This is a genomic window from Methylobacterium sp. Leaf466 (assembly GCF_001425565.1).
Taxonomy (GTDB): Bacteria; Pseudomonadota; Alphaproteobacteria; order Rhizobiales; family Beijerinckiaceae; genus Methylobacterium.
In genome coordinates, this window is the sequence record NZ_LMRC01000009.1 from 45,142 (window position 1) to 70,589 (window position 25,448).

Here is a 25,448-nt window from a genome sequence, read left to right on the forward strand (position 1 = left end):
CTCGATTCGAGCGGGAACCGTATCGCCGAGCCCGCGCGGCGCCTGAGCGAAGCCGACATCCGCATTGCGAAGCCATCGAACGGATTATGTAAGAGTGGCCGACCCATCCCGGCGGCGCCGGTCCCGCCGCCCGATCAGACCTGGACCTGACCGGCCGTCGAGACCTGCTTCCAGGGCAGGATACGGCGCTCGGCGAAGTCGATGACGTGGTAGAGCAGGAAGCCCACGAACATCAGGACGAACAGCCCGACCCAGACAGAATTGAGGTCGTAGAGGCTGGAGGCGTTGTAGATCATGTGCCCGAGCCCGCGCTGGGACGAGATGAACTCGCCGACCACGGCGCCCACCAGCGCGAAGCCGATGTTGATGCGGAACATCCCGATCATCGCCGGCAGGGTCGAGGGCACGATCACGCTCTTGAAGATGCGGTGCTTCGAGGCGCCCATCGACGCGAGGAGCGCCTGCAGGTCCGGGTCGGCGTCCCGCGCCGCCTGGTAGGCGGCGATGAGGGCGACGAGGGCGGTGAGCGACACCGCCAGCGCCACCTTCGAGACGAAGCCGGTGCCGAACCACAGGATCACGATCGGGGCGAGGGCGATCTTGGGCACCGAGTTGATGGCGACGATGAACGGCTCGACGAGGCGCGCCACGAAGGCCGAGTACCACAGCCCGAGCCCGGCGGCGGAGCCGAGGACGGTGCCGATGACGAACCCGAGGATCGCCTCGATCAGCGTGTACCAGGTGTCGACGAACAGGCTGCCGTCCATGACGGCACGCACGAACACCCGCCAGATGCCGGAGGGAGCGCCGACCAGGAAGTCGCTGACCCAGCCCGCCCGCACCCCCAGCTCCCAGGCGCCGAAGAACGCCATCACCGCCGTGAACTGGATGAGGGCGCGCCCGGCCTGCGTGTCGGCGGCCAGCGCGAGGGCGCCGGGCCGGCGGGAGCGGGCGGGGGAAGGAGGAGGGGCCGCCTCGATCGATCGCGTCGTCATCAGGCGACCTTCGCGTGTGAGCGGGCCCGGGGAAGGGTCTGGGCCCGGGGACGGGTCTGGATGTCGAGTTCCCCGCACAGGGCGTGGAAGTATTCCGAGAAGCGTGGATCGGAGCGGGCGCCGATCGGCGAGCGGTCGGCGATGGCGATGTCGTGGACGGCCTTGACCGTGGCCGGGCGGTTGCCGAGCACCACCACGCGCTTGGACAGCGCCACCGCCTCGTCGATGTCGTGGGTCACGAGCACCACGGTCTTGTCGTAGGTCTCCACCGCGTCGAGCAGCACGCCTTCGAGGTAGAGCCGGGTCTGGTAGTCGAGCGCCGAGAACGGCTCGTCGAGGAGCAGGATGTCGGGGTCCATGATCAGGGTCCGGATCAGCGCCGTTCGCTGGCGCATGCCCCCCGACAGGGTCTTGGGGTAGGCGTTCTCGAATCCCGAAAGGCCGAAGGTGGAGAGGTACTCGCGGGCGGTGTCCAGCGCCTGGGCCGGGTCGACGCCCTTCATCTCGAGGCCGAGCATCACGTTCTGCAGGACCGTGCGCCAGGGAAACAGCAGGTCCTTCTGCATCATGTAGCCGACCCGGCCGCGCAGGCCCGGCACGACCTCGCCCCGGTAGCGGATGGTGCCGCCGTCGGGGTCGAGGAGGCCGGCGATGATGTTGAACACCGTGGTCTTGCCGCAGCCGCTCGGGCCGATGATGCTGACGAAGTCGCGCTCGTAGATATCGAAGCTCAGGCCGTCGAGGACCGGGACCGGGCCGGTTTTACTGGGAAAGGCCTTGCGGATTCCGCGCAGGCCGAGCTGCACCGTCTGCGCCGTCATGAAGCCTCCATCGCCGTGCGCATCGCCCAGCAATGTTCGGGCCAAAGTGCATGCAGAACCGAAGGCGAGGCCTCGCAGCGCCGATCAGGCGACGCGGCTGCGGCGGGCCGGATGGCCGGCGGATGCGTCGGTCCGGAAGGTGTTCCGGCCGGCCGCCTTGGCGGCGTAGAGGGCGGCATCGGCCCTGGCGAACAGGGTGGCGGGGGCCGCGGCGTCGTGCCAGGCGACGCCCACGGATGCGCCGAGGGACGCGCCAAGCGGCAGGCCGTGGTCCTCGCCCTCCGCCGGGCGGCGCAGGGCCGCGACGATACGGCCGGCGAGGTCTTCGGCGATTGTCGGGTCATCCGTACCGAGGAGCACGCCGAACTCGTCGCCGCCGATGCGCGCCACGAGCTCGGCGCGATCGCAGACCGTGCGCAGGCGGGCGGCCGCCCGGCGCAGGCAGGCGTCGCCCGCCAGGTGCCCGAGGGTGTCGTTGACCGCCTTGAACCCGTCGAGGTCGACGAGGAGGAGGGCGGCCCCGCAGCCCTCCTCCTCGACCGCGGCGAGCCGCGCCTGGAAGCTGGTGCGGTTGGCGAGCCCGGTCATGTCGTCGAAGGCGGCGAGGTAGCGGGTCCGGTCGAACAGGGCCTTCTCCTCGGTGATGTCCTGCTTCATCCCGAAGATGCGGGTGGGGACCCCGTCCTCGCATTCCACCGTGGCGGTGATCCTGATCCAGCGCCGGTTGCCCAGGCCGGTGACGATCTCCGCATCGAGGGTGAACCCGCGGGCCTCGCCGATGGCGCGGGCGCGGATCGTGTCGAGGGCCTTTCGCGAGTCCGGCGCGTAGAGGGCCAGGGTCGCCGCCCGGTCGAGGACCGAGCCGCGGGGGAGGTCGAAGAGGTCGTAGACGACGTCGGTCCAGGTCAGGTGTTCGCCGTCGAGGGTGCATTCCCACACCCCGATCCGGGCCGCCTCCGAGGCCCGCGCGAAGATCTTTTGGGCATGGGCGAGGGCGGCCGACTGCCGGGCGAAGGCGGCCTTCAGCCGTTCCAGTTCCGCCGTGTCGTCGTCTTCGCCCAGGTCGATCACCGCTTGCGCGTCGTCGGGTGCCGGGTCGTCGCGCATGCAGAGCATCGTCCGCCATCGTCGCCGTTCGATCAAGGCGTCTATCATGGGGCAAGGTCGATTAAGAGACCTTCACGGGATGGCCCGATGCCGACGCTCCGGGCGTGTTGTGCTACCGCCGGGGACGCCACCAGGAACCGATCCGATGACGATGAAGACGACGTTCGTGGTCCAGACCTTCGTGATCAAGCGCAAGCGCCTGGTGCCCGGAGACCGCGAGGTCGCGCCCACCGAGAGCGGCGCGTTGAAGAAGGCCGAGGCGATGGCCGGCCGGATGCCGGGCACGGCCGCCCTCAAGGTGGTGGCCGACGACGAGACCGGGGAACTCGAAGGGGTGACCATCCTCGGCCGCTTCGGCGAGATCCCGGAGGATTTCGCCGAGAGCCTGCAGGGCGGTTGAGATCCCGAGCCGCGGGACAACGGGCGACGTTGACCCGCCGGTCGGTGGTATTATGCATGCAGTCATAGGCCGCGACGAAGACGGCGACGGGGCGGGACAGGGACGGGACACCATGGCGACAACGGCCGAGCCGGCGACGGGTCCCGAAGCGATGGGCGCCGGGACGACGAGCCCGCGGGCGGCGCGGCGGCAGGGTGCCGGCCTGGCCCGCCGCCTGGCCGAGGCGCTCCGGGGAGAGGCACGCTTCGACGCCTTCACCCGCGGTCGCTACGCCACCGACGCCTCGATCTACCAGATCGTGCCGACCGGCGTGGTCTTCCCGAAATCGGCCGCCGACATCGCCGCGACGCTCGCCATCGCCGCCGAGCACGGCGTGCCCGTGATCCTGCGCGGCGGCGGCACCTCGCAGAACGGCCAGCCGATCGGGCGCGGCCTCGTGGTGGATTGCTCGCGCCACCTCGACGGCATCCTCGCCTACGATCCGCAGGGCGGCACCGTCACGGTTGAGCCCGGCATGGTGCTGGAGCGCCTCAACGCCCGGGTGAAGGCGGACGGCTGGTTCTTTCCCGTCGAGCCCTCGACGGCCAGCCGCTGCACCATCGGCGGCATGGCCGGCAACAACTCCTGCGGCGCCCGCTCGCTGCGCTTCGGCAAGATGAGCGACAACGTCCTGGCGATGGAGGCGCTGTTCCACGACGGCGAGGCGTTCGGCTTTTCGCTGACGGGAAACGAGGCCACCGGCGTGTCGGGCTCGGCGCGGGCAAAGGATCTCGCGCGCCGCATGGTTTCCCTGGCGGAATCGGAGCGGGACGAAATCCTGGCGATGTACCCGCGCGTGCAGCGGCGGGTCGGCGGCTACAACCTCGACGCCCTGATCGAGCCGCGCCCGAACCTCGCCCATCTGCTGGTCGGCTCGGAGGGGACGCTGGCAGCCACCACCTCGGTGACGCTCAAGCTCTCGCGCCTGCCGACCCACCGGGTGATGGGGGTGTGCCACTTCCCCTCGTTCCGTTCCGCGATGGAGACCACGAAGGCGATCGTCGACCTGAACCCGGTCGCGGTCGAACTCGTGGACAACAACGTCCTGGTGCTGGGCGCCGACATCCCGCTGTTCCGCACCACGCTCGCCGACATCACGCGGGGCCGGCCGAACTGCCTGCTCCTCACGGAGTTCGCCGGCGAGGACCGCGACGCGCTGCTGGCCGACCTCAGGCGCCTCGACGCCTGCATGGCCGACCACGGATTCCCCGACGCGGTGGTCGAGGTGCCCGAGCCTGTGCGCCAGCGCTCGGTCTGGGAGGTACGCGAGGCCTGCCTCAACATCATGATGTCGACCAAGGGCGACGCCAAGCCGGTGTCCTTCATCGAGGATTGCGCGGTGCCGCTCGAGCACCTGGCCGACTACACCGACGCCGTCACCGACGTGTTCACCCGGCACGGCACCCGCGGCACCTGGTACGCCCACGCCTCGGTCGGCTGCCTGCACGTGCGCCCGATCCTCGACATGAAGCAGGGCGGGGACGTCGCCAAGATGCGCTCCATCGCGGAGGAGGCCTCCGCCCTGGTGCGCCGCTTCAAGGGCTCGTACTCGGGCGAGCACGGCGACGGCATCTCGCGCTCGGAATACGTGGAGCCGCTGTTCGGCGCCCGCCTCACCCGCGCCTTCGAGGCGGTCAAGGACGGCTTCGACCCGGACAACCGGCTCAACCCGGGCAAGATCGTGCGGCCCCTGCGGATGGACGACCGCTCGCTGATGCGCTTCGCGCCGGGCTACGCCGTCACCGCGCCGGCGGCGACGGCACTCGATTGGTCGGACTGGGGCGGCCTCGGCGGGGCGGTCGAGATGTGCAACAACAACGGCACCTGCCGCAAGCTCGCGGGCGGGGCGATGTGCCCGTCCTACCGGGCGACGCGGGAGGAGCAGCACCTCACCCGCGGCCGGGCGAACTCGTTGCGGCTCGCGATCTCCGGACAGCTCGGGGCCGACGCCTTCACATCCCCCGAGATGAAGCGCACGATGGACCTGTGCGTTTCGTGCAAGGCCTGCCGCCGGGAATGCCCCACCGGCGTCGACATGGCGAAGATGAAGGTCGAGTTCCTCCACCACTACCACGCCCGCCACGGCCTGCCCCTGAAGGAGCGGCTGGTGGCCGAACTGCCGCGTTATGCCAAGCTGGCGGCGAAACTCGCCCCGCTCCTCAACCTGCGCGACCGGGTGCCCGCCCTGGCGCGGCTGTCGGAAAGGGTCGCGGGGCTCTCGGCCCGGCGGACCCTGCCGGCCTGGCGCCGGCCCTGGGCGGAGACGGGCGAGCCGGCCCACCCCTCCGACGTCACGGGCACGTTTCGCGACATCGTCCTGTTCGGCGACACCTTCAACCGCGCCTTCGAGCGCGAGAACCTGGAGGCGGCCGAGCGCGTCCTGGTCGCCGCCGGCTACCGCCTCCACCGGGTTTTCCCGCACACGGGCCGGCGACCCTTGTGCTGCGGGCGGACCTATCTCGCCTCCGGCCAGACCGACCGGGCGCGGGAGGAGGCGCGCCGCACCCTCGACGCGCTGCTGCCCTACGTTCGGGCCGGCGCCCGCGTCGTCGGGCTGGAGCCCTCCTGCCTGCTGACGTTCCGCGACGAGTTCGCCGCCCTGCTGCCCGGCGAGGAGGCCACGGCCCTGGCCGGTGCCAGCCTCCTGTTCGAGGAACTGCTGGCCGCCGACCTCGCGGCCGGGCGGATCGCGCTGCCGCTGGCCGACCAGGGCGGGCGCGTCGCGCATCTCCACGGCCACTGCCACCAGAAGGCCTTCGACGCGATGGGGGCGGTGGAAACGGTCCTGCGGCAGGTGCCGGGCCTCGAGGTCAAGGTGATCGAGTCGAGCTGCTGCGGCATGGCCGGCGCCTTCGGCTACGGGGCCGACACCATCGACGTCTCGCTGGCCATGGCCGAGCTGTCGCTGTTCCCGGCGCTGCGCAAGGCCGGTCCCGACGATTGGGTCGTCGCCGACGGCACCAGTTGCCGGCATCAGATCCACGATGGGCTCGGGATCACCGCGCAGCATGTGGCGCGGGTGTTGGATGGGGCGTTGGTAACGGGTGGGCGGCCGCGGTAGCGGCACACGCCCGTCGTGTTCAGGTCGACACGTTATGAAGTGCGGTGTTTGAGCAGAAGCTGCACGGCGAAGGCTATGGCATCCTTCGTAGAGACCGATTTCAATGCCGTGATCCCACCCTCGGCAGAAGCGATGGCAGCGAGAGGTAGTGGGTCAATTTGAAAAACGTTTTGCTAGGTTGTCGCGATTGGCCATTTATGCCTATCTACGCAACGACCTGTTTCGGAGCAGAAAAACAATGAATGATGAAACACCGGTTCCCCGCCCGAAGCCGCGCCGCAGGACTAAAAAAGCCCTAGTTCGTAAAGACGTTTTGATCAAAAAATACGTTGCTGACGGTCTTAATGAGGAGGAGGCAGAGGTTAGAGCCCATGCTGAAATGAGAGATAATCCACGCGGCGATTGGAGAGAAGGGTAATCTTAGGCACTTTCCAACTGCTCATTGACCAGTGGGGCGAGATATTCTTCAACAGCCGTAAAATCTAGATCGCCTTCATCCCATGCTTCATCTGCGAATTTTAGGGCTTTTTCGTATCCGTCTCGATTCTCCCTAATTAGTTCAGGAAGTATTTTTTTTCCTGGAAGCAGAGTCCCAGTACGCACACACAGTAAGTAGTAGCAAACAGCTCTTGCTGTTCTACCATTTCCTTCAACGAAGGGGTGTATCCAATTCAGCCGCCATAATCCGTAGGCTGCAAGCTCTGTCGGCTCCCATACGTACCAATTTTCCTGAACGTTAGCTATGAATCTATCCATAGCATCAGGAACTTCGTTAAAGTGAGGCGGTTTATGGTCGCCTACATAGATCGGTTATTTTCTAAACCTTCCACCAAAGGAAGATATATTTACAACTGCAATATGGTTAAGTGCCCAAAGCAAATATTTGTCAAAAGCAACCGGACCCTGCTTAATTCCAATCTCAATGCAATTAGTCATTAAATCATATTGTCGAATCAAGTTCTGCTCTTGTACGCGATCGTACAATTCTTGATCTTGGTTTTCGAGAACCAGCATAATATTTACGCCCGGCGCAGAACGCCGGGCGCCTCTCTAGGTTACGGGCTGCGGGTCAGACAATCTAATACGCTTGGTCGCACTCGTTGCAGATGCTTTGGTGATGCGAGAATTACGAGGAGCATTGCCATAGGCAAAGCTTGCCCTCTGCTCCTGCATCTGCTCCTCGGTCAGCACTATCGTTTTTGCCCGCTCCAGCCGCTCTTTCAGTTCTGGTCGTGCCGGCGCCCGATTGAGGGCTGCCTTCCGTTCTGCCATTCTAATCCTCCTTGGACGGGCGCGAGGGTACGCCATTGATCGCCACATAAATATGGAGACTCAGACACGGTACGCCTAGCGGGTCGCGTTCTCCAGAGGATAAATGACTCGCAGTCAGATCACTGTCTCATTTTTGGCTCTGTAGGAGCCTCGCCTCCCCGGCTTCTCATCCGTCGCTTCAACTAGCGTCACGATCTCACGGATATCCCCAAGCCGATTCGATACGCCAGCCGCCATTGCAGGGCTCAGCCGCAGCTTCGCGTGAAAGCAGACGAAATTGTAGTACATCAAGTGGAAGGCCACGGCGTAGGCGTGGCTCTCGCCCTTCTTGGAGCATGTGCGCCAACGACGAGCCATCGTCGCAACCGGCGCCTCACCCCACCGTCTCGCGCACCACGCCCCGCGCCAAAAACCCCTCGATCTCCGCTTCGTCGTACCCGACCCCCCGCAGGATCGCGCGGCTGTGCTCCCCCAGCAGCGGTGCGGCCCCCTGCACCCGCCCGGGCGTGCCCGAAAACTTCACCGGCAGTCCCAACGTCCGCATCGGCCCGATGCGGGTGTGGTCGACCTCCACCACCATCTCGCGGGCGAGCGCCTGGGGGTCGCGGTGCATGGCGAGCACGTCGAGGACCGGGCCGGCCGGGACGCCGCCGTCCTCCAGGCGAGCGAGCCACGTCGCGGACGATTCCCGGCGAAACCGCGGGGCCAGCACCGCGGCCAGTGCCTTGCGGTTTTCCATCCGCTCGGCGTTGCGGGCAAAGCGCGGATCGTGGCCGAGATCGGCGGCACCCAGCACCTCGAGGAGGCGCAGCCAGTTGGTCTGGTTGGCCGCCCCGACCGTGATCCAGCCGTCGGCGGTCTGGAACGCCTCGTAGGGGGCGTTGAGCGGGTGGGCCGAGCCCATCGGGCCGGGCGCGATGCCGGTGGCCATGGCGATGGCCGATTGCCAGTAGGTCAGGGTGATGCCTGCCTCGAACAGGGAGGTGTCCACCGCCTGGCCCTCGCCGGTCCTGAGGCGGTGGGTGTAGGCGGCCAGCACCCCCATCGCCGCCAGGATGCCGGCGGTGACGTCGGTGACGGGCGGGCCGCACTTCATCGGCGCCTCGCCGGGTCCCGCGCCGGTGATGCTCATGAGCCCGCTCATGCCCTGCGCCACGAGGTCGAAGCCGGGCCGCTCGGCATAGGGGCCGGTGCGCCCGAAGCCCGAGAGGGCGCAGTAGATCAGGGCGGGGTAGGCGGCCTTGAGGGTGTCGTAGCCGAGGCCGAGGCGCTCCATGGTGCCGGCGCGGTAGTTCTCGATCAGCACGTCGGCCCCGGCCAGCAGCCGGTGCAGGATCGCCCGGCCCTCCGGGCTCTTGAGGTCGAGCGCCATGCCGCGCTTGCCCCGGTTCATCATCATGTAGGCGGCGCTCTCGCCCTCCAGGGACGGCGGCACCGAACGGCGGGTGTCGTCGCCGCCCTCGATCTTCTCGACCTTGATCACCGTGGCGCCCATGTCGGCGAGCATCAGGCCGCAGACCGGGCCGGCCATGATGTGGGCGAGTTCGATCACCGTGAGGCCGCGCAAGGGGCCGTGAGGCTCGTCGGAGGTGGTGTGCATGGAATCCCGCCCTGGCGTTTTTCCCATCATCGGCGAGCCGGCGCGGGAAGGCCACAGGAGCGGTCGTGATCGAGAAAACCCACTGTTGCCAAACGGCCCCGAAACTTCATACCCTGGTATACAAGGCGGGGCCGCCAAGAGCACCGCCGGAGGACAACGCCATGCAATCCATCGTGAAGGCCGCCCTGGCGGCCACGCTGCTGCCCGTCGGCCCGGCCCTGGCCTGGGAGCCGACCAAGCCCATCGAGATCATCGTGCCCTTCCCGCCCGGCGGCTCGTCCGACCAGATGGCGCGCACGATCCAGGGTGCGATCCAGAAGAACAACCTCGTCTCCCAGCCGATCATCATCGTCAACAAGCCGGCCGCGGCGGGCGGCGAGGCGATGCTCGACATCCAGAAGTCGGCCGGCGACCCCCACAAGCTCATCACCACCTCGAGCGGCATCTACATGACGCCGCTGGCCACCAAGCTGCCGGTGAGCTGGAAGAACTTCACCCCGGTCGCGATGATGGCGCAGGACGCCTTCCTGCTCTGGGTGAACGCGAGCACCCCCTACAAGACCGCGGGCGACTTCGTCGCCGCCGCCAAGGCCGCCAATCCGCCCCTGAAGACCGGCGGCAACGGCTCGAAGCGCGAGGACCACCTCATCTCCGTGACGATGGAGCAGGCGGCCGGCATCAAGATCACCTACATTCCCTACCAGGGCGGGGGACCTTCCTCCGTGCAGCTCGCCGGCGGCCACATCGACGCCAACATGAACAACCCGGCCGAGGAGATCGCCAACTGGCGCTCGGGCGCGGTCAAGCCGCTGTGCGTGTTCTCCGACAAGCCGCTGGGCTACACCCAGAAGATCACCGCCGACATGTCCTGGGCCGACGTGCCCACCTGCGTCTCGCAGGGCCTCGACGTGAACTACCAGATGCTGCGCGGCATGTTCATGCCCGGCAAGGTGACGCCCGAGCAGCAGGCCTTCTACGTGAACCTCTTCAAGAAGGTCACCGAGACGGCCGACTGGAAGGCCTACGTCGAGCGCAACGCCCTGGTGCCCGACTTCCGCTCCGGCGACGCGTTCGTCTCGTTCCTCACCACCGACGAGCAGAAGCACAAGGACCTGATGGGCAAGGCCGGGTTCATCGGCACCAACTGAGGGCGGCCGCCGGGTGAGCACTCCGGCGCGTTCGCGCTGACCCCTCGGTCCCTTTCCCTCGCGGGGAGGGACCGAGGGTGGGAGTGGCCGGGCGACCCTCCTCCGGGGACAAGCGGAACCGCCCCCACTATCGACTCCTCCCCGCACCCGGGTCGGGCCTGCCCGACCCGGACCCCCGGGGTGCATCTCTCGGGCAGGCCCGAGAGATGCGGGGGACGAGAGGTGCGCGCCGAACGAACGATCAGGATGAACGGATGACCGAGACGTCCCAAACGGCCACCGAGCCCGGCCTGTCGCGCCGGATGGTGGAGATCCTCGTCGCCCTCGTCCTGATGGGGCTGGCGGGGCTGGTGCTGTGGGATTCCTACGAGCGCGGCGCGGGCTGGGACGCCGGGCCCCAGAACGGGTTCTTCCCCGCCCGCGTCGGCTGGATCCTGCTGATCGCCGCCGCTGCCGCCCTGGTGAGCGCGGTGCGGCGCGAGGACAGCGTGTTCGTCACCTACGGCCAGCTGCGCATGGTCGGCTCGGTGTTCGCGCCGCTGTTCCTCTACGTACTCGCCATCGAGTTCGTCGGCATCTACACCGCCTCGGCCCTGTTCATGGCGGTGTTCATGGTGATGCTCGGCGAGTTCCGCTGGTGGCAGACGCTGCTGGCGGTGGTCGCCGTGCCGCTCGTGGCGTTCTGGGTCTTCGAGATTCAATTCCGGCTGTCCCTGCCCAAGGGTCCGGTCGAGGCGATGCTCGGCTTCTAATCTCAACCAAGAAAAGTCCGAGGAACCGCCATGGACGATCTCCACCAGCTCATGTTGGGCTTCCAGGTCGCCTTGTCCTGGACCAACGTCATGTTCATGATCGTCGGCGTGCTGCTCGGCATCGTGGTCGGCGTGCTGCCGGGCCTGGGCGGCCCCAACGGCGTCGCGATCCTGCTGCCGCTGACCTTCGGCATGGACCCGACCTCGGCGATCATCCTCCTGTCGTCGATCTACTGGGGGGCCCTGTTCGGGGGCGCCATCACCTCGATCCTGTTCAACATCCCCGGGGAGGCGTGGTCGGTGGCCACCACCTTCGACGGCTATCCGATGGCCCAGCAGGGCAAGGCCGGCGAGGCGCTCACCGCCGCCTTCACCGCCTCCTTCATCGGGGCGCTGGCCGGTGTCATCCTGATCACCTTCGTGGCGCCGCTGGTGGCGAAATTCGCCCTGCGGTTCGGCCCGGCCGAGTTCTTCGGGGTGTTCTTCCTGACGTTCTGCTCGTTCATCGGCATGGGCAAGGAGAACAAGGCCAAGATCGTGGCCTCCCTCGCCATCGGCTTCCTTCTCGCCGCGGTGGGCCTCGACACCATCTCCGGCGACCTGCGCCTGACCTTCGGGGTGAGCGAGCTCATCAAGGGCTTCGACTTCCTCGTGGTGGTGATCGGCCTGTTCGGCGTCTCCGAGATCCTGCTCACCATCGAGGAGGGCCTGCACTTCAAGGGCAAGAAGGCGCAGATCGACCTCAAGGTCGTCCTGCGCACCTGGGCCGCGCTGCCGCGCTACTGGGCGACGCTGATCCGCTCATCGATCGTGGGCATGTGGATGGGCGTGACGCCGGGCGGCGCCATCGCGGCCTCCTTCATGGGGTACGGCCTCGCCAAGAGGTTCTCGCGCACGCCCGAGAACTTCGGGCGCGGCGAGATCGAGGGCGTGCTGGCGCCCGAGACCGCGGCGCATGCCGCCGGCACCTCGGCGCTGCTGCCGATGCTGGCGCTGGGCATCCCGGGTTCGGCCACGGCCGCGGTGCTGCTCGGCGGCCTGATGATCTGGGGCCTGCAACCCGGCCCGCTCCTGTTCATCGAGAACAAGGAGTTCGTCTGGGGCCTCATCGCCTCGATGTACCTCGGCAACATCGCCGGCCTCCTGATCGTGCTCGCCACCGTGCCGGTCTTCGCCGCGATCATGCGCATTCCCTTCGCGCTGGTGGCGCCGATCATCCTGATCGTCTGCGCCATCGGCGCCTACACGGTGGAATCCTCGCGGTTCGACATCTGGCTGATGCTGGTGTTCGGGGTGATCGGCTACATCTTCAAGAAGCTCGACTATCCCCTCGCCCCCCTGGTCCTGGCCCTGGTGCTCGGCGACCGCGCCGAGGACGCGTTCCGCCAGGCCCTGCTCGGCTCGGGCGGCAACCTGTCGGTGTTCTTCTCCAACGGCCTCGTCTCGACCCTGATGGTGATGGGGCTGGCGCTGCTGTTCTGGGGTCCGCTGAGCGCCGGCACCGGCTTCCTGAGGCGCAGGCTCGCCCCGACCCGCTCGGCCCCCCTCGGCCGCTGAGGCGCCGGGCCTCTGGCGCCCGGGATCTCGGATCGACCACCTCGCCGCACGATCGCGCACGGCGAGGTGGTGCGCGCCTGACCGTTGCGGTCGCCGACGCACGAACGGCTCGGGTCGACGGCCCCGCCCCCCATCGGACCGATCCCGGCCAAACCGTCTCCGAGCGAACGCCCGGGAACGCCGCCTTCGAACGCCGCCTCTGAACGCCCCTTTCAAGCGCCGCGTGGAACCCGCACGGCATCCGCTCGTTGACAGCCAGATTGGAATTTATCTAATGAGAATGTAGCGCCGCGAGGCGACCGTTCTTCGAAGGAGACCGACGATGGCCGACGTGAAGTGTGACACCTGCAAGTTCTACGACGAGCACAAGGTCAACGGCGCCATGGCGCACGGCGACGAAGGCCTGTGCCGCTTCAACCCGCCCGTGAGCCAGCCGGGTCCCAAGGACCACGGCCTGTGGCCGGTGGTGAGCGCATCCGACTGGTGCGGTCATTTCACGCCCGAGATGAGCGCCGCCGAATAAGCGACGGCGGCACGACAACCAGGGCCAGCCTCGCGGCTGGCCCTTTTTCGTGGCCCAAGCCTTTTCGTGGCCGAGCGGTCTTCGTCACCGGAGACGGCGATCCGGGTCCCTGGTCCGGTCGGACCTCACTGGAAAAACGCTCGGGCCCCGCGCCCGGCGGGCCTGCGTCGGGAAAGCCCCGCGGCCTTCGACCGGCCCCCGACGCGCGCCTGCGACGATGCGGATCGCCAGGGGAGGGATCGGTTCCTGTGGAAATCGAGGTCCCGGCGGGGACGGCCTGAGCAGGTTCGCGTCGGCACGCCAACGCTTTACTCCTACCGAAGCCCTCGGTCTGTCACAGGTTTTCGGCGCAGGGCATGACGAACACCTGCCGGGGAGGGGCGAGCCATCCTCGGTTCGCGGTCACCGCGCGTGGATCCCCATCCCGTGGATCCCCATCCAAAGATGAATCCGCCGCCTTGGTTGCGTCGACGCAGACTTTCATCCTGCGTTTGACGTTTTCCGCCCGCAGCGCATCGACCCGCGTGACTGCGGCGGACACGCCATCGTGAGATATCTCACGAAAAGCCACGTCACGAAAAGATTGACTCATAAGCTTCACACATCGTCATCCAACGCCCAGCATGAATGCTACGATCGAGGTTGGATCGTCATGCTCACTCAGCTCGCCGACAGGACTCTACTGCGCCGCCAGATCGCCCTCCTGGCCGGCGCCATCAGCTTGGCCATCGTCGGAGCGACCACGATCGGTTCCGCCCTGCTGGCGCGCGGGCAGGCGACCGACATGGCCCAGGGCAACCTGCTGCAGGTGGCGCGATCCGTGGCCGACCGGCTCGATCAGGACATGGCCGAGCGCCTGCGGGAGATCCGCAACGTGGCGGCCCTCGAACCGCTGCAGCCCCATTGGATGGAGAGCACCGGCAGCCTGCGCAAGGTCCTCGACAGGATGCAGGAGACCCTTCCGGACTACGCCTGGATCGGGTTCGCGGATCGCGAGGGCCGGGTGCGTGCCGCCACGGGCGGCGTTCTCGAGGGCGCGAACGTCGGCCAGCGGCCCTGGTTCAAGAACGGTATCCGGCAGGCCGCCGTCGAGGACGTGCATTTCGCATCCCTGCTGCAGACCTTGCTCACGCCGAATGCCGACGGGACCCCGTTTCGGTTCGTGGACCTCGCCGTTCCAATCGGCGATGCCTCGGGCCAGGTGGTGGGCGTTCTCGGCGTCCATCTCAGCTGGCGCTGGGCCGATGTGGTCCGGCGCGAGGTTCTGGCGTCCCGGCGCCCCGACCTGAAGGAGGACATCGTTGTCCTCGACCGGGCCGGTCGCGTCCTGCTCGGACCGGACCTGGGCACGGCGCCCTACACGGCGGCCCAACTGGCGGCCGGCCACTTCATGGACGAGCGCGCCGACGGAACCCGCCTCGCGACGGCGACCGCGACCCGCGGCCGGGGCGACTATCCGGGCCTGGGCTGGATCGTCGTGGCCCTGCAGCCGATCGATACCGCGCTCACCGGTGCCACCCAGTTGACCGGCCTCATCATCCTGCTGGGCCTGGGCGCGGCGCTGATCGGGATGGTCGGCATCCGGCTGGTCGCGGCACGCCTGAGCCGGCCGTTGACGCAGCTGACCGAGGCCGTCGACCGCATCGGCCGGGACCCGAACGCCAGGATGACCGACCGCGTGCACGGCTCGCCCGAGGTTCTTCGCCTGTCGACCTCGGTGCGGTCGCTGCTGAGGCGGATCGGCACGGCCGAGGCGGATGCCCGCCACATCGAGGCCGTGGCCTCGAGCGCGGCCCACGCCGCGGAGGATCGCGTCAGGCGCCTCGGGGCGGACCTCCATGCCATGCAGGTGCTCGCCAACACAGATGCGCTCACCGGCCTCCTCAATCGGCGTGCGTTCCTGCCGCTGGCCAACGACGCGATGAGCTACTTCAAGCGCTATCGCCGGGCGATCTGCGTGCTGATGGTCGACATCGATCACTTTAAGCGCGTCAACGACCTGCACGGACATGCGGCGGGCGACGAAGTGATCCGCCAGGTCGGCCGGATCATCGGCGATGCCATCCGGACCACCGACAAGGTGGCCCGGTTCGGGGGCGAGGAGTTCGTGGTCCTGCTCCGCGAGACCGACCTGCGCGGCGCGACGATCCTGGCGGACCGGATCCGCCAGACCGTCGCGGACACCGTGTTCGAGCCGGAGGGACAATGCCTCCGGGCGACGATCAGCATCGGCATGGCCGAGGCCGAGCAGACCGACGAAGACATCGACCGCACGATCGAACGCGCGGATCGCGCGCTCTACGAGGCCAAGTCGAGCGGCCGGAACTGCGTCCGCTCGTTCGAGGCGGCCACCTTCCCCAGCCTGCGCGCGGCAGCGTAGGAGCCGGGCACCGTCGTGCGATCGTGCCCGTCGACGCCCAGCGCGCCGGTCCCATCGCTTTCGGCGCCCCGTCTCCAGAGCGAGCTCCGGGCGAATCCATGTCGCACGCACGGAAAGCGCCTGCGTCCGGCACCAGGAAGCGACGGCCGAACCGGGCCGAGCCGCCGATCAGGCAGAGAAAGGCCAGAGCCGAGCCGCCGTCCGGTGCGATGTCCCGGCTCGACCCACAATACAGTCGCCGGTCGATCACGTCGTGATGCGGACATGGGCTTCGCCCGGGCGCCGTGGGGGCTTGCCGATACCGCCACCATTTTCATCAAGCGGAGGCCGCGTCGGCCATGAAGGGCGTCGACGAGTGGCGCCCGACCGGCCCAGATCGAAATGATCACGAACCGGCGGGGATTCGGCCGAACCACTTGGCGGAAGGGGTGTCACTCATACTAACGTCCGCTGGTGCTCGTAGGCGGATGCCGATGTAGAATATTTTTCATTCTTCACAGTGACTTATGCCTCATGTTTCGCTGGCTGTGTTCGCTGGCGTCCGCTAGAATCCCCGTCATGAATTGGGGCCCGTGTTGGGGCCTGTCAGTGAGTGACGAGGGGCATGCGGTGACGCGCCTGATGAATCGGCTCAGCACCCGAAAGGTTGCGACGTTGGACGTGCCGGGGCGCCATGCCGATGGTGGTGGATTGTATCTGTCGATCTCGAAGGACGGGCAGCGTCGGCGTTGGGTTTTCCTGTTCCGGTGGCAGGGCAAGCTGCGCGAGATGGGCCTTGGGATTCCGCGGGATGTGTCATTGGCAAAGGCACGTGAGGGCGCTGCTCGCGCCCGTGATCTTGTTTTACAGGGAACGGACCCGTTAGCCGTGCGGGATGCCGCGCCGGTTGTCGTGGTGACTTTTGGCCAGGTGGCGGACGCCTTCGTGGAGGCGATGAAGACGCAGTGGCGCAACGAAAAGCATGTCGCGCAATGGCAGATGACCTTGCGGGAATATGCGGCTCCCCTACGCGAGCGCGCGGTCGATGCGATCAGCACCGAAGACGTTGTGCGGGTGCTGAAGCCGATCTGGTTAGAGAAGCCCGAGACAGCCTCACGCTTGCGCGGTCGGATCGAGCGGGTTCTGGACTCGGCGAAAGCGCAGGGATTACGCGTGGGCGAAAACCCCGCCCGCTGGAGAGGGCATCTCGATCTACTGCTGCCAAGACGGCAGAAGCTCAGTCGTGGTCACCATAAGGCGATGGCCTATGAGGATGTCCCTGCCTTCGTTCGGCACCTGCGCGGCACTTTGGGCATCGCGGCACGGGCACTGGAGTTCACCATCCTCACGGCAGCTCGCTCTGGCGAGACGCTTGGGGCGCAGTGGGCAGAAGTAGACTTGAAAGCGCGTGTTTGGACAGTGCCGGCCACGCGGATGAAGGCAGGGCGAGATCATCGCGTGCCGCTTAGTGGGCGGTCGCTCGCGCTCCTTGAAGAGATGAAGTCGCTGGATCTAGCCGACAACCCGTTTGTGTTCCCGGGACAGCGGACCGGCAAGGGGTTATCGGTGATGGCGTTGGAGATGGTGATGCGGCGGGCCAAGCTAACCGACACGCCACACGGCTTTCGTTCGACGTTCCGAGACTGGGTTGGGGAGGAGACACCTTTCTCGCGTGAAGTGGCCGAGGCGGCGTTGGCTCACTTGATAGGTGATGCGGTGGAGCGTGCCTACCGCCGCGGCGACGCATTAGAGAAGCGGCGTTTGCTGATGGAGGCGTGGGCAGAACATTGCAGCGGCATCTAGCGGGAGCACATCGCGCGTGAGCAATCCCTGACAAACCGAGACAGTTGTAAGCTTTCACCTGCGTTATTGAGCTCGCGCCGGCTATATACTGGAGCTTGGAAAATCCAAGCGCTCACCTTGCGGAGCGCACATTGACCCACCTGCCGTCACCATACCAGTTCACTAATAGCAGCTCGGCGCTGCGCTCGCGGCTAACTTCCAGCTGCAACATGGCTGATTGTTACATCAGCCGTATCGACCTTGAAAAAATATATAGGGGTATTTGCTTTGCGAATTACCAAGGATGCTTCTTAAACGTCAACTTTACCGTCAGTTGGCAAATAATTGGCTATGAAACTTGGCTAGAGCTTGATGCTGTTTTCAAAAAGTTTGCTGAAAACCTGCGTAAGAAGATACTAAGTTACGGCGCGCTCTACTTCTCTTACACAGTTTTTGAATACGGACAGGTTCACGGGTGCCACTCACACTCTGGTGTGCATGTGCCGGCCGTCAAGCTGTTAGATTTCCGCAAGTGGCTCAAAGGCTATATTGGCAGTCTCTCGCGCAAATCGGCAACGACAGCGTTAAATGTTCAGGCCTGGAACCGTTTAGATCCGACCATCTCGCAGTGGAATTGGTTCGCGTACTTGATGAAGGGTCTCGACCCACGCCTAACCGAGCTGGAGGAGGCTATTTTCCTTGAGCCGGGCCTCACCGCACATGACCTGTTTGGCGTCGAGAAATCTCAGTATTGTGGCTGCATCCCTTTCCAGCGGGTACGGCGCTCACGGTCGATGATGGGAAAGGCGCAGTGTAATGCGGGCTACGAACCAGAAACCGATTTGTATAACAACGCAACTGACGAGCGGTACTCCAATCTTGAGTACTTGCGGGGAGTAAGGGATCGTCACCTCGCGGAGCTAACGTCGGAACTGGATAAAGTCCTACCTTTCTAGCTCCTCGTCAGAACTTATCGAAAAATGCGTGCCGGTGCCGTCTTCCATTTCGTAAACGGAGGGTTTCGGGCCATGAAATGGAAAGCGCCCCCGAAAACCTCCACTATCACAATGTGTTATTGAGCAGAAACCGGCTAGCGCGCGGAGAAACGGCCAAGCTTGTGTTGTGCAGCTTGCGAGTCTGATATTGCTTCGGCTCAGAGTTGTGAATGCAGACCTAAGTACACACCTTAGGCTGCGCGCCGGTATACGTGGTTAGTCCTGGCTAGATGAGTTGGCCGTCGCTCGTGATGGCGGCCGTTTGCCCACCGCGGCATTTAGCATCGCTATCTACATCCTGGCTGGCTGGGGGTTATGGAAAATTTAGCGGGTCGAAACAGGTGCTGATACAGCCGGCCTATGCAGCGTTTTCGCCGCCCCCGGCCGGGAGGGCGGCGAGCCAATTTTGGGCGGCTTCGAGAGTGACAAGAGTGCGCCGGCCCACCTTCTTAATACGAAGGCGGCCGGCTTCGATCTCTTTGTATGCTAATGATCGACCAATCCCTGCCCACGCACAAAAGCCTTCGATAGACATTGCGCCGCGCTGGTCATTACTCATTGTCGTCACCTCGTGTTTGTCGGCAACGATATATTAGGACTTCCCGCATATTGGCGATTTAGAATGTTACTTCTGCTATCTGTCTATTTTATACGATACGGCTACCTGGTTGCGAATTCGGCGTGCGTATTTGACGTAGCTCCAGCATTTGAATGGCGGCCAGTCATCGCACGGCGTCCGCCAAGCGCAGAAAAAAAGTGCTAGCCAGTGCTGCGGCGTCTGCGCCCGCATGAACGGCTGAAGCACGTTCCAGATTTCAGCAAAATGCTGTTGCAGCATAGCGTTATTAGTCTCAATAACAATAATTCCCATACATGTTTCTAAGTTAATCCAGTCTTGATTTTCATTTGCTCCGCAGCGTATCGTGTGAAAAAGAGCTTCGAAGTCATCATCGGGTTCCGAGGATACGACATGCGCATCTGCGAGTAGCTTGCAACGAGCTAGGATGCGATAAGCAAGAAGTGAAATAGACAAAACGCCAGCAGCCGCCCTGTCACAGGTCAGTCGTTCGACGAATTGGACGAGATCGCGGTCTAGGCTATGCAACAGCCGAGTGCTTCGTTTTTCGATCGAGCACTTGAAGGATCGCTGGATATCTCTATTTCTACTTTGTTCTAGCTCTGAGTCGAGGAGGGGTGGCAAGTACGGGGGAACGCGAAAGTGCCCACCCACGCCTCCGTAGAAGGGTGAAAGGCCTTTAAGGTGGGTCGTGTTCGGCATGATTGAACTCCTTGCGGTGCGGTGAGCCGGTCGCGGGGGCGCACTTCTGCCGATATTGAGCGGGGTCGTGATTTGAGAGCGATGCAGCTCTTCACGGAGAGATTAGCCGGTGCGAACTCCTGATTGGAGTTGCTCAACTGCACGGATGGGAACTAGAGTGCTTCCGAAGCCGCTTTGGCTTTTACCAATCGAGTGTACCAAAAAATGTCGCGGGCTATTGATATTGAAGCGAAGGTTTCGGGATGGATCTTGGATAAAGTTCACCCACTAACTGAACCAGATCAAGAATATAATCCAGAAGATTCGCGCATTATAGAATTAGTCAAAGATCTTATAGATGACTTTGGCGATAATTTTACGCGAAGCGAAATCGAAGATGTTGTTGGCGATATTGGGACCGAGATTCACAGAGGCATGCAAAAGAAATATCGAGACAGCTTGATGCTGGCTACTCGTCGTTAATATGCCTGTGCGCTGATTTTATGGCATGACTATTGTCAATATTTTTTTAGAATTAAGAAGGCCTTATCTCATGGAATAATTCCATTCTACAATACATTGGTCTAATGCGTACTTTGCGGAGACTTAGATAGTAAAAAGCACGTTCGTTGGCTGCAGTCGTCTCACCAGACGCGATTGATATCGTGGGCTTAAGTGCAAGGTCGTCGTGCGCTGTGTTCGCTCCTTGTGCCTGCGCCGCATCGAGACCTGCCGATTTAGCCGCGTGCGCGAACGCCGCCTGCCGGCGGCGCAACTCCGTAATGAGGTGACGGGGGACAGGACTGGAGCCGAGGCGCCGCTGAATTGTCGTCACGTCGGCCGCGTAGTCGGGTGGCGCATCCTCACCTAGTAGGGGTACGCGGGGATAGCCGTAGGCTGTTGCCACGGCTTCCTCGATACGATCGATGGCAGCAAGTGCAGCGAGATGAGCATCGAGCGCGGTGTCGAGGCGCACGAAAGCGTGTGTCACCGGTGTGCTGGTCTCGCGGGCCCGTCCAGCCCAGCTCGCGTTCGGGCACAGTGCCGCGAGCACGCGGCGTGAGACTGGTGGCACGGCGCTCATGCCACGCTCACGTACATGTCGACACCGGCGCCGGAGGGAGTGCTTCCAGGTGGTCCAGCGGTAGTGGACTTGAACTCGGTGGGGCCGCGTTCGTCTCTGCTCGCAGCGGTTGACGAGATGGGTTCGACTTGTGTTTGCAAGGCGGTGAGGTAGTCGGCGGCACGTGAGCCGGCCGCGGCGGCTGTCGCCAGCGCGCGCGAGTTGGCCGTCAGCAGCGGGAGCCAGGACGCGAGGTAGGCGGCGTGGTCCGGGTGGGGGGTGCGCGCGAGCCCGAGGTCGGCCAGCACGAAGGCGGCGCCGAGTTCGGCAATCAGCTCCTCGGCGGCGTAGGCGCGGCGTTTGAAGCGGCCCGTCAGGTCACGGGCGAGGCGGTGGGGAGCGCCCGTCCAGTGCACGAGTTCGTGCGCGAGGGTGCCGGCGTAGCCTTCCGGTGTGCGGAAGGCATTACGGGGCGGCATCCGGATCGTGTCGGTGGCCGGGGTGTAACAGGCGCGGGTACCGCCAGTGTGGATGATGGCGCCCGTGGCCGTGACGAAGGTGTCGTAGGTGGGTTGCGGGGTGGGCGGTAGTCCTGTCGGGGCGGTCGCTTGGGGCGCGGCGTCGACTTGGGCGATGTTGAACACGGTCGAGGCGCGGGCGACGAAGCGGGCTGTGGTCGTGTCGCTGTCTGCGCTGGTCCCGTGCGTTGTGTCTGTTCGGGCGCCGGTCGGCAGGTCCTTGTAGAACAGGATCAGAGTGCCGCGCTCGCCGCGACGAACCTGCGCGCCGAGGGCGGCCCACTGGCGGTAGGTTGCCCAGCGGGCGTCGGTGTAGCCGTCGGCTTGCGCCGCGCACCAAAGCGCCAGGATGTTGAGTCCGCGGTAGCGCTTGCCCGTGAGCGCGTTGCGCGGGAGCGGGTCGGCGCCGTGCCAGGGTGGGGTCCACGTGGCGGGGTCGGCGGTGTCGAGCTGCTGCAGGATGGTGGCGGTGACGCGCTCGTGTAGATCGGCGGGCATGGCCGGGTGAGCTCCGTTGCGGCCGCGACGAAGGGGCGGCCTCGTGAGCAGGTTTCCCGGATCGGTGAGGTGAACCGCACAGCAAGTGGGCGGCGGTGCGCGGGGGGCTGAGCGACAGCTCGCGGCGGCCAGAGTAGCGGTCATCCGGCCAGCATTCGGTCGACCCGACCGCTCTAGTTTCAAACACTTAGCCTGGTCCGAACCGGCCAGCAGTTGCGGAAGGGGTGTCGTGGGTGGTTTTGGGCTGGTGTGGCAGGCGCTGGCAGGAGCAGTGGGAGACGATGCACACTGTTTCCCGGCGTTTCATTCCGGGTCTATGGGGCGGGCGCTTGGCGGCCTTCCTGCCACTGGGCCGGGGCCAGCGTCCGCACCACCTCGCTGGGGGCTGCAGATCGCGGCTATGCGGGGGCGCCGGGCCTGTGCCCTGTTCTGCCCAGGATCTTGGTGAACGTTGGAGGGAGGCCGTCTTGCTGGAGGCAAAGCTTTGCCGGGCGACCGGCGAAGCCTAGCTGAGCCGCAGAGCTCGGGTCCGGATCTCGGAGCCACGCCTTCGGTCAACCGTCAGATCGACGTACAACCTGGTAAGAGGGAGGCCGGGGTTGTGCTGTCGGCCTTTACGTACCGCTTCCCGCCGCGAGGCGGACAACGCAAACGGACCCCATCTGCTCGATCTGCGGACGTCGGGGTCGTTTCAGAGGTTTGGGGCGACCCATTCCCTCTGTCCTGTTAACCTTCCGTTCGGCAGGTTCACTTTTTGCCGATGCCCTTCGGCGTTCTACCCGGGGTTCTCCCCGCCGCCTGGATAGCGGTGACGTCCGGGGCTCATAGGGAGCTGACTCTTACCTTTGGCGGGTAAGCTTTGTGTAATACCGTTGCATCAGAGGGAGCGGTTGAGGGCTGATCGCTCGCCCAAAGGTTATGCGCCAAGGTAGTCATGGTAGCCTCTACGTGCCTGATGGCAGAGCTTCAAGTCAGCACGCAGTCGGAAAGTCTTAAAGCTAACTTGTGACCTTCAGCGGCCCTTATGGGAGTCCGCTTATGAGAGATTTGGAGAACCGTCCCGTTCGACCGAGGTGGGTGGATTTAAGCCCGTCTGCTCTCGGGCGGAAACCTAGCAAAGCAGCCGTTTCGCGAAAAGATCAGTGAGACGCCACGAGCATCCACAGCGCCATGGCGACCATCATCACGTTCTCGGTCAACGAGACGAAGCCGAGCGGCACCTTGCTCGATCCGCCGACGCAGGCGCACTTGATGTCCCGCCCGTCGACGTAGACCGCCTTGAACACCGAGACGGCGCCGACCGTGCCGATGAAGAGCGCCACGGGAATGGACAGCCAGTTCAGCGCGCCCGCCACCATCAGGACTCCGGCCAACGCCTCGCAGAAGGGGTAGGCGTAGGCGTACCGGACCCAGCGCTGCGCCAGCAGGTCATAGCCAAGGAACATCGAGGAGAAGCTCTCCACGTCCTGCAGCTTCAGGAGCGCGAGCACGCACATGCTGAAGCCGATGAACCACTCGGCCGCGCGCACCGTCAGGGGCGTTCCGTACACGGCGTAGCTCGCCGCCAGCGCCATCAAGGCGGTCATGGCGAAGAGCGCGATGACCGGCATGTAGGTCACCGCGTTCGCGTCCGCGACGTGCTTGCCAAAATGGCGGCGCAGGTCGTCGTACCCTCCGACGCGCTCGCCTGCGATGAAGGTCTGCGGCGTGGTCCGCACGCCATGCTCGGCCTTGAAGGCGTCAGTTTCCTCGCGCGTGCGCAACCAGCGGTCCTCGACGGAGTAGCCCTGGCGTTCGAGAAGGTCCTTGGCCTTGGTGCCATAGGGGCAGACATGCTGCGGCATGACCATGCGGTAGAGGACAGCCTTACGGCCCGCGGCGGCGATGGCCGGCGTGCCTTGGCCATCATCGCGGGCTTGGGCCGATCCGTGGGCGTGAGCGTATCCAGACATCGTTGAACCTCTCATTCAAATGAGCTTGCGAACCGTTCTGGACCTTCCCATCATGGGAGGGTCAACAGGTGAAAGCGCACGGTCATGAACATCGGTCAGGCGGCCCAGGCCTCCGGGGTCTCGGCCAAGATGATCCGGCATTACGAGGCTATCGGCCTCGTCCCCCAGGCCGACCGGCGGGACAGCGGCTACCGCGATTATGGGACCGCCGACCTGCACCGCTTCAGGTTCATCCGGCACGCGCGCGACCTCGGCTTCTCGCTGGAGCGCATCAAGGTGCTGCTTGGGCTCTGGAGCGACCCCGAGCGGAGCAACGCCGAGGTGAAGGCCATCGCCAAGGCCCACATCCAGGAGCTCGAAGGTCGGGCGCGCCAGCTACAGGAGATGGCGGAGGCCCTGCGCTCCCTCGCGGATGCCTGCGACGGGGACGGTCGACCGGATTGCCCGATCATCGCCAGCCTGGAGACAGGAGAGAACGTCCCGGCCAGCCATGCGGGCGCCGCCCTGGCGGCACCGGAACCTCCGGGACCGCGCAGGAGAGCCCGCGCCGGGCACTGAGACGGGGCTGGATCAGCCCGGTGCCCAGCGCGAGAGGGCAGCCCTACATCTCCATCTTCTTGGCCATCTTATCGCAGCAGCAGCCCTTCTTGTTGCTCTTCATCGACATCGACGACGTCGACTTGGCGCACATCCCCTTACCGCCCTTGCCGCAGCAACCAGCCGCCAGGGCCGGGGTGAGGGAGAGGACGAGGAGCGTGGCGGTGGTGAGTGCAAGGCGCTTCATGGTGTTCTCCTGAGGGGGGCCGGACCGGCCAGGTAGCGGCCGGTCTTTGGCTTCGGGGGCGCGGAATGCGGAGGCGTTCGGCAACAAGCCAGCAAAGGTTACTTCCGGTTCTTCTTCAGCCAGGCCTCCATCTCGGCGATTTCCTTCTCTTGATCGTCAATGATCTTCTGGGCCATCTGCTTCGTGGCCGGGTCCTTGGCGTGCTTCAGGGCCACCTTGGACATCTCGACCGCGCCCTTGTGGTGCGGGATCATGTGGGTCCGGAAATCGACGTCGGGATTGCCTGTGTAGGGCACGTGCATGTCGTGCATCATCGCCATGTCGGCGGCCTTGAAGTCCTTGGTCGAGGCAGGGTCCTTCGGGTCCGGCTTCATGTCGGTGATCATCTTCATCATGTCGGTGTCATGCGACGCCTTAGGGTCGCCCGGCATCTCGTGTCCGCCATGGGAGTGCGTGCCCTGGGCGGCGGCCGATCCGGCGAGCCCGAGCGAAACGAGGGCGGCGAACAAGGTCCTGGTGGCCGTGGAGGTCATGGTGCGTGTCCTTCTTCGAATGGAGGTTTACGGAGGGGTCAGTTGAACTTGCCGTTGGCGGTCGTGCCGTCCGGGCCGGTGAGCTGAACGGCGCCCTTCGGGCTCTCGCCCAGCGCTACGGAAGCCTTGCCGGAGAGGCGGTTGCCCTCGGCGGGTTGGAGCGGGACCCGGGCGGGCTTGCCGCCGACGACCAGGATGGCCGTGCCCTTGAAGCCGGTCGCCGGCACTGGCTTCTGACTACCGTCCGAGACGAAGACGTCGACGGTCTCGCCCTTGGCGACGAGCTCGACGTGGAACTTGCCCGCGTCCGCCACGCGTCCACCGTGCTGGCCGGACACCTCGTGCGCGCAGACCGGCAGGGCGGCCAGCGCGCTCGCGACCAGGGCCATTCTCCAGGAAATTATCGGGTCTCTCCGTTTTCGGGGGTGGGA

The 25,448-nt window shown here is 65.2% G+C and carries 23 protein-coding genes; 11 read left to right on the forward strand and 12 right to left on the reverse strand.

Features of this window, described 5'->3' with window-relative positions; all coding sequences use genetic code 11:
- Positions 1-134 precede the first annotated feature (134 nt).
- The 3 genes from ASG59_RS05795 to ASG59_RS21390 all read right to left on the reverse strand — a co-directional run bounded on the left by ASG59_RS05795 (position 135) and on the right by ASG59_RS21390 (position 2,923).
- Positions 135-995: an ABC transporter permease gene (locus ASG59_RS05795; RefSeq protein WP_055882909.1), complete on the reverse strand. Its 861-nt coding sequence runs from the start codon at positions 993-995 to the stop codon at positions 135-137.
- On the reverse strand, positions 995-1,816 hold the full coding sequence (locus ASG59_RS05800) for an ABC transporter ATP-binding protein (RefSeq protein WP_055882911.1): 822 nt from the start codon (positions 1,814-1,816) through the stop codon (positions 995-997). Before ASG59_RS05800 ends, ASG59_RS05795 begins: the two co-directional genes overlap by 1 nt.
- A gap of 84 nt (positions 1,817-1,900) precedes the next feature.
- Positions 1,901-2,923, reverse strand: a complete 1,023-nt coding sequence (locus tag ASG59_RS21390) for a diguanylate cyclase (RefSeq protein ID WP_277996098.1) — start codon at positions 2,921-2,923, stop codon at positions 1,901-1,903.
- A gap of 145 nt (positions 2,924-3,068) precedes the next feature.
- Here ASG59_RS21390 and ASG59_RS05810 point away from each other — a divergent pair, with 145 nt between their 5' ends.
- The gene (locus ASG59_RS05810) at positions 3,069-3,323 is read left to right on the forward strand and encodes a hypothetical protein (protein ID WP_055882915.1); all 255 of its coding nucleotides are present in this window, start codon (positions 3,069-3,071) and stop codon (positions 3,321-3,323) included.
- A 112-nt stretch (positions 3,324-3,435) separates the two neighbouring features.
- A complete protein-coding gene (locus ASG59_RS05815) occupies positions 3,436-6,423 on the forward strand; it encodes an FAD-binding and (Fe-S)-binding domain-containing protein (protein WP_056407467.1) in 2,988 nt (995 codons plus the stop codon).
- A 420-nt stretch (positions 6,424-6,843) separates the two neighbouring features.
- On the opposite strand, the gene ASG59_RS21185 is transcribed toward ASG59_RS05815, so the two are convergent.
- From ASG59_RS21185 to ASG59_RS05820, 3 genes are all read right to left on the reverse strand, one after another.
- A complete protein-coding gene (locus ASG59_RS21185) occupies positions 6,844-7,230 on the reverse strand; it encodes a Fic family protein (RefSeq protein WP_277996099.1) in 387 nt (128 codons plus the stop codon).
- Between the two features lie 243 nt (positions 7,231-7,473).
- Positions 7,474-7,695 carry a hypothetical protein gene (locus tag ASG59_RS20285; RefSeq protein WP_156399122.1) on the reverse strand — a complete coding sequence of 74 codons (222 nt, stop codon included), beginning with the start codon at positions 7,693-7,695 and terminating at the stop codon, positions 7,474-7,476.
- A gap of 373 nt (positions 7,696-8,068) precedes the next feature.
- On the reverse strand, positions 8,069-9,295 hold the full coding sequence (locus tag ASG59_RS05820; RefSeq protein ID WP_056407469.1) for a CoA transferase: 1,227 nt from the start codon (positions 9,293-9,295) through the stop codon (positions 8,069-8,071).
- Positions 9,296-9,456: 161 nt separating this feature from the next.
- Between ASG59_RS05820 and ASG59_RS05825 the strand changes: the two genes are divergently transcribed.
- The 7 genes from ASG59_RS05825 to ASG59_RS20290 all read left to right on the forward strand — a co-directional run bounded on the left by ASG59_RS05825 (position 9,457) and on the right by ASG59_RS20290 (position 18,372).
- Positions 9,457-10,443: a tripartite tricarboxylate transporter substrate binding protein gene (locus ASG59_RS05825; RefSeq protein WP_055882924.1), complete on the forward strand. Its 987-nt coding sequence runs from the start codon at positions 9,457-9,459 to the stop codon at positions 10,441-10,443.
- 254 nt (positions 10,444-10,697) lie between these two features.
- Positions 10,698-11,195, forward strand: a complete 498-nt coding sequence (locus ASG59_RS05830; RefSeq protein ID WP_156387608.1) for a tripartite tricarboxylate transporter TctB family protein — start codon at positions 10,698-10,700, stop codon at positions 11,193-11,195.
- A gap of 30 nt (positions 11,196-11,225) precedes the next feature.
- Positions 11,226-12,752, forward strand: coding sequence for a tripartite tricarboxylate transporter permease (locus ASG59_RS05835; RefSeq protein ID WP_056407471.1), 1,527 nt, complete (start codon positions 11,226-11,228; stop codon positions 12,750-12,752).
- Between the two features lie 322 nt (positions 12,753-13,074).
- Positions 13,075-13,275, forward strand: a complete 201-nt coding sequence (locus ASG59_RS05840) for a hypothetical protein (RefSeq protein ID WP_055882932.1) — start codon at positions 13,075-13,077, stop codon at positions 13,273-13,275.
- Between the two features lie 652 nt (positions 13,276-13,927).
- Entirely contained in the window at positions 13,928-15,655 is a 1,728-nt protein-coding gene (locus tag ASG59_RS05845) for a sensor domain-containing diguanylate cyclase (RefSeq protein ID WP_056407472.1), read from the forward strand.
- Positions 15,656-16,264: 609 nt separating this feature from the next.
- Positions 16,265-17,437 (forward strand): site-specific integrase, encoded by a 1,173-nt coding sequence (locus ASG59_RS05850; protein ID WP_244472479.1) that lies wholly within the window; start codon positions 16,265-16,267, stop codon positions 17,435-17,437.
- Between the two features lie 131 nt (positions 17,438-17,568).
- Positions 17,569-18,372 (forward strand): hypothetical protein, encoded by an 804-nt coding sequence (locus ASG59_RS20290; protein ID WP_156387609.1) that lies wholly within the window; start codon positions 17,569-17,571, stop codon positions 18,370-18,372.
- A 673-nt stretch (positions 18,373-19,045) separates the two neighbouring features.
- Here the strand turns inward: ASG59_RS20290 and ASG59_RS20295 are convergent.
- On the reverse strand, positions 19,046-19,690 hold the full coding sequence (locus tag ASG59_RS20295; protein WP_156387610.1) for a hypothetical protein: 645 nt from the start codon (positions 19,688-19,690) through the stop codon (positions 19,046-19,048).
- A 204-nt stretch (positions 19,691-19,894) separates the two neighbouring features.
- On the opposite strand from ASG59_RS20295, the gene ASG59_RS20300 reads away from it, so the two are divergent.
- Entirely contained in the window at positions 19,895-20,152 is a 258-nt protein-coding gene (locus ASG59_RS20300; protein WP_156399123.1) for a hypothetical protein, read from the forward strand.
- 597 nt (positions 20,153-20,749) lie between these two features.
- Here ASG59_RS20300 and ASG59_RS05855 read toward each other — a convergent pair.
- Together ASG59_RS05855 and ASG59_RS05860 are read right to left on the reverse strand one after the other, a co-directional pair.
- Positions 20,750-21,748 (reverse strand): zincin-like metallopeptidase domain-containing protein, encoded by a 999-nt coding sequence (locus ASG59_RS05855; protein ID WP_055882937.1) that lies wholly within the window; start codon positions 21,746-21,748, stop codon positions 20,750-20,752.
- A gap of 1,139 nt (positions 21,749-22,887) precedes the next feature.
- On the reverse strand, positions 22,888-23,598 hold the full coding sequence (locus tag ASG59_RS05860) for a glutaredoxin (RefSeq protein WP_055883021.1): 711 nt from the start codon (positions 23,596-23,598) through the stop codon (positions 22,888-22,890).
- A gap of 186 nt (positions 23,599-23,784) precedes the next feature.
- Here ASG59_RS05860 and cueR point away from each other — a divergent pair, with 186 nt between their 5' ends.
- Positions 23,785-24,258, forward strand: a complete 474-nt coding sequence (cueR, locus tag ASG59_RS05865; protein WP_055882940.1) for a Cu(I)-responsive transcriptional regulator — start codon at positions 23,785-23,787, stop codon at positions 24,256-24,258.
- 43 nt (positions 24,259-24,301) lie between these two features.
- On the opposite strand, the gene ASG59_RS19755 is transcribed toward cueR, so the two are convergent.
- The 3 genes from ASG59_RS19755 to ASG59_RS05880 form a co-directional block, all read right to left on the reverse strand.
- Positions 24,302-24,484 carry a hypothetical protein gene (locus ASG59_RS19755; RefSeq protein WP_082494690.1) on the reverse strand — a complete coding sequence of 61 codons (183 nt, stop codon included), beginning with the start codon at positions 24,482-24,484 and terminating at the stop codon, positions 24,302-24,304.
- A gap of 98 nt (positions 24,485-24,582) precedes the next feature.
- Positions 24,583-25,017, reverse strand: coding sequence for a DUF305 domain-containing protein (locus tag ASG59_RS05875; protein ID WP_082494691.1), 435 nt, complete (start codon positions 25,015-25,017; stop codon positions 24,583-24,585).
- 38 nt (positions 25,018-25,055) lie between these two features.
- Positions 25,056-25,421, reverse strand: coding sequence for a hypothetical protein (locus ASG59_RS05880; RefSeq protein ID WP_055883025.1), 366 nt, complete (start codon positions 25,419-25,421; stop codon positions 25,056-25,058).
- Positions 25,422-25,448: the final 27 nt, after the last annotated feature.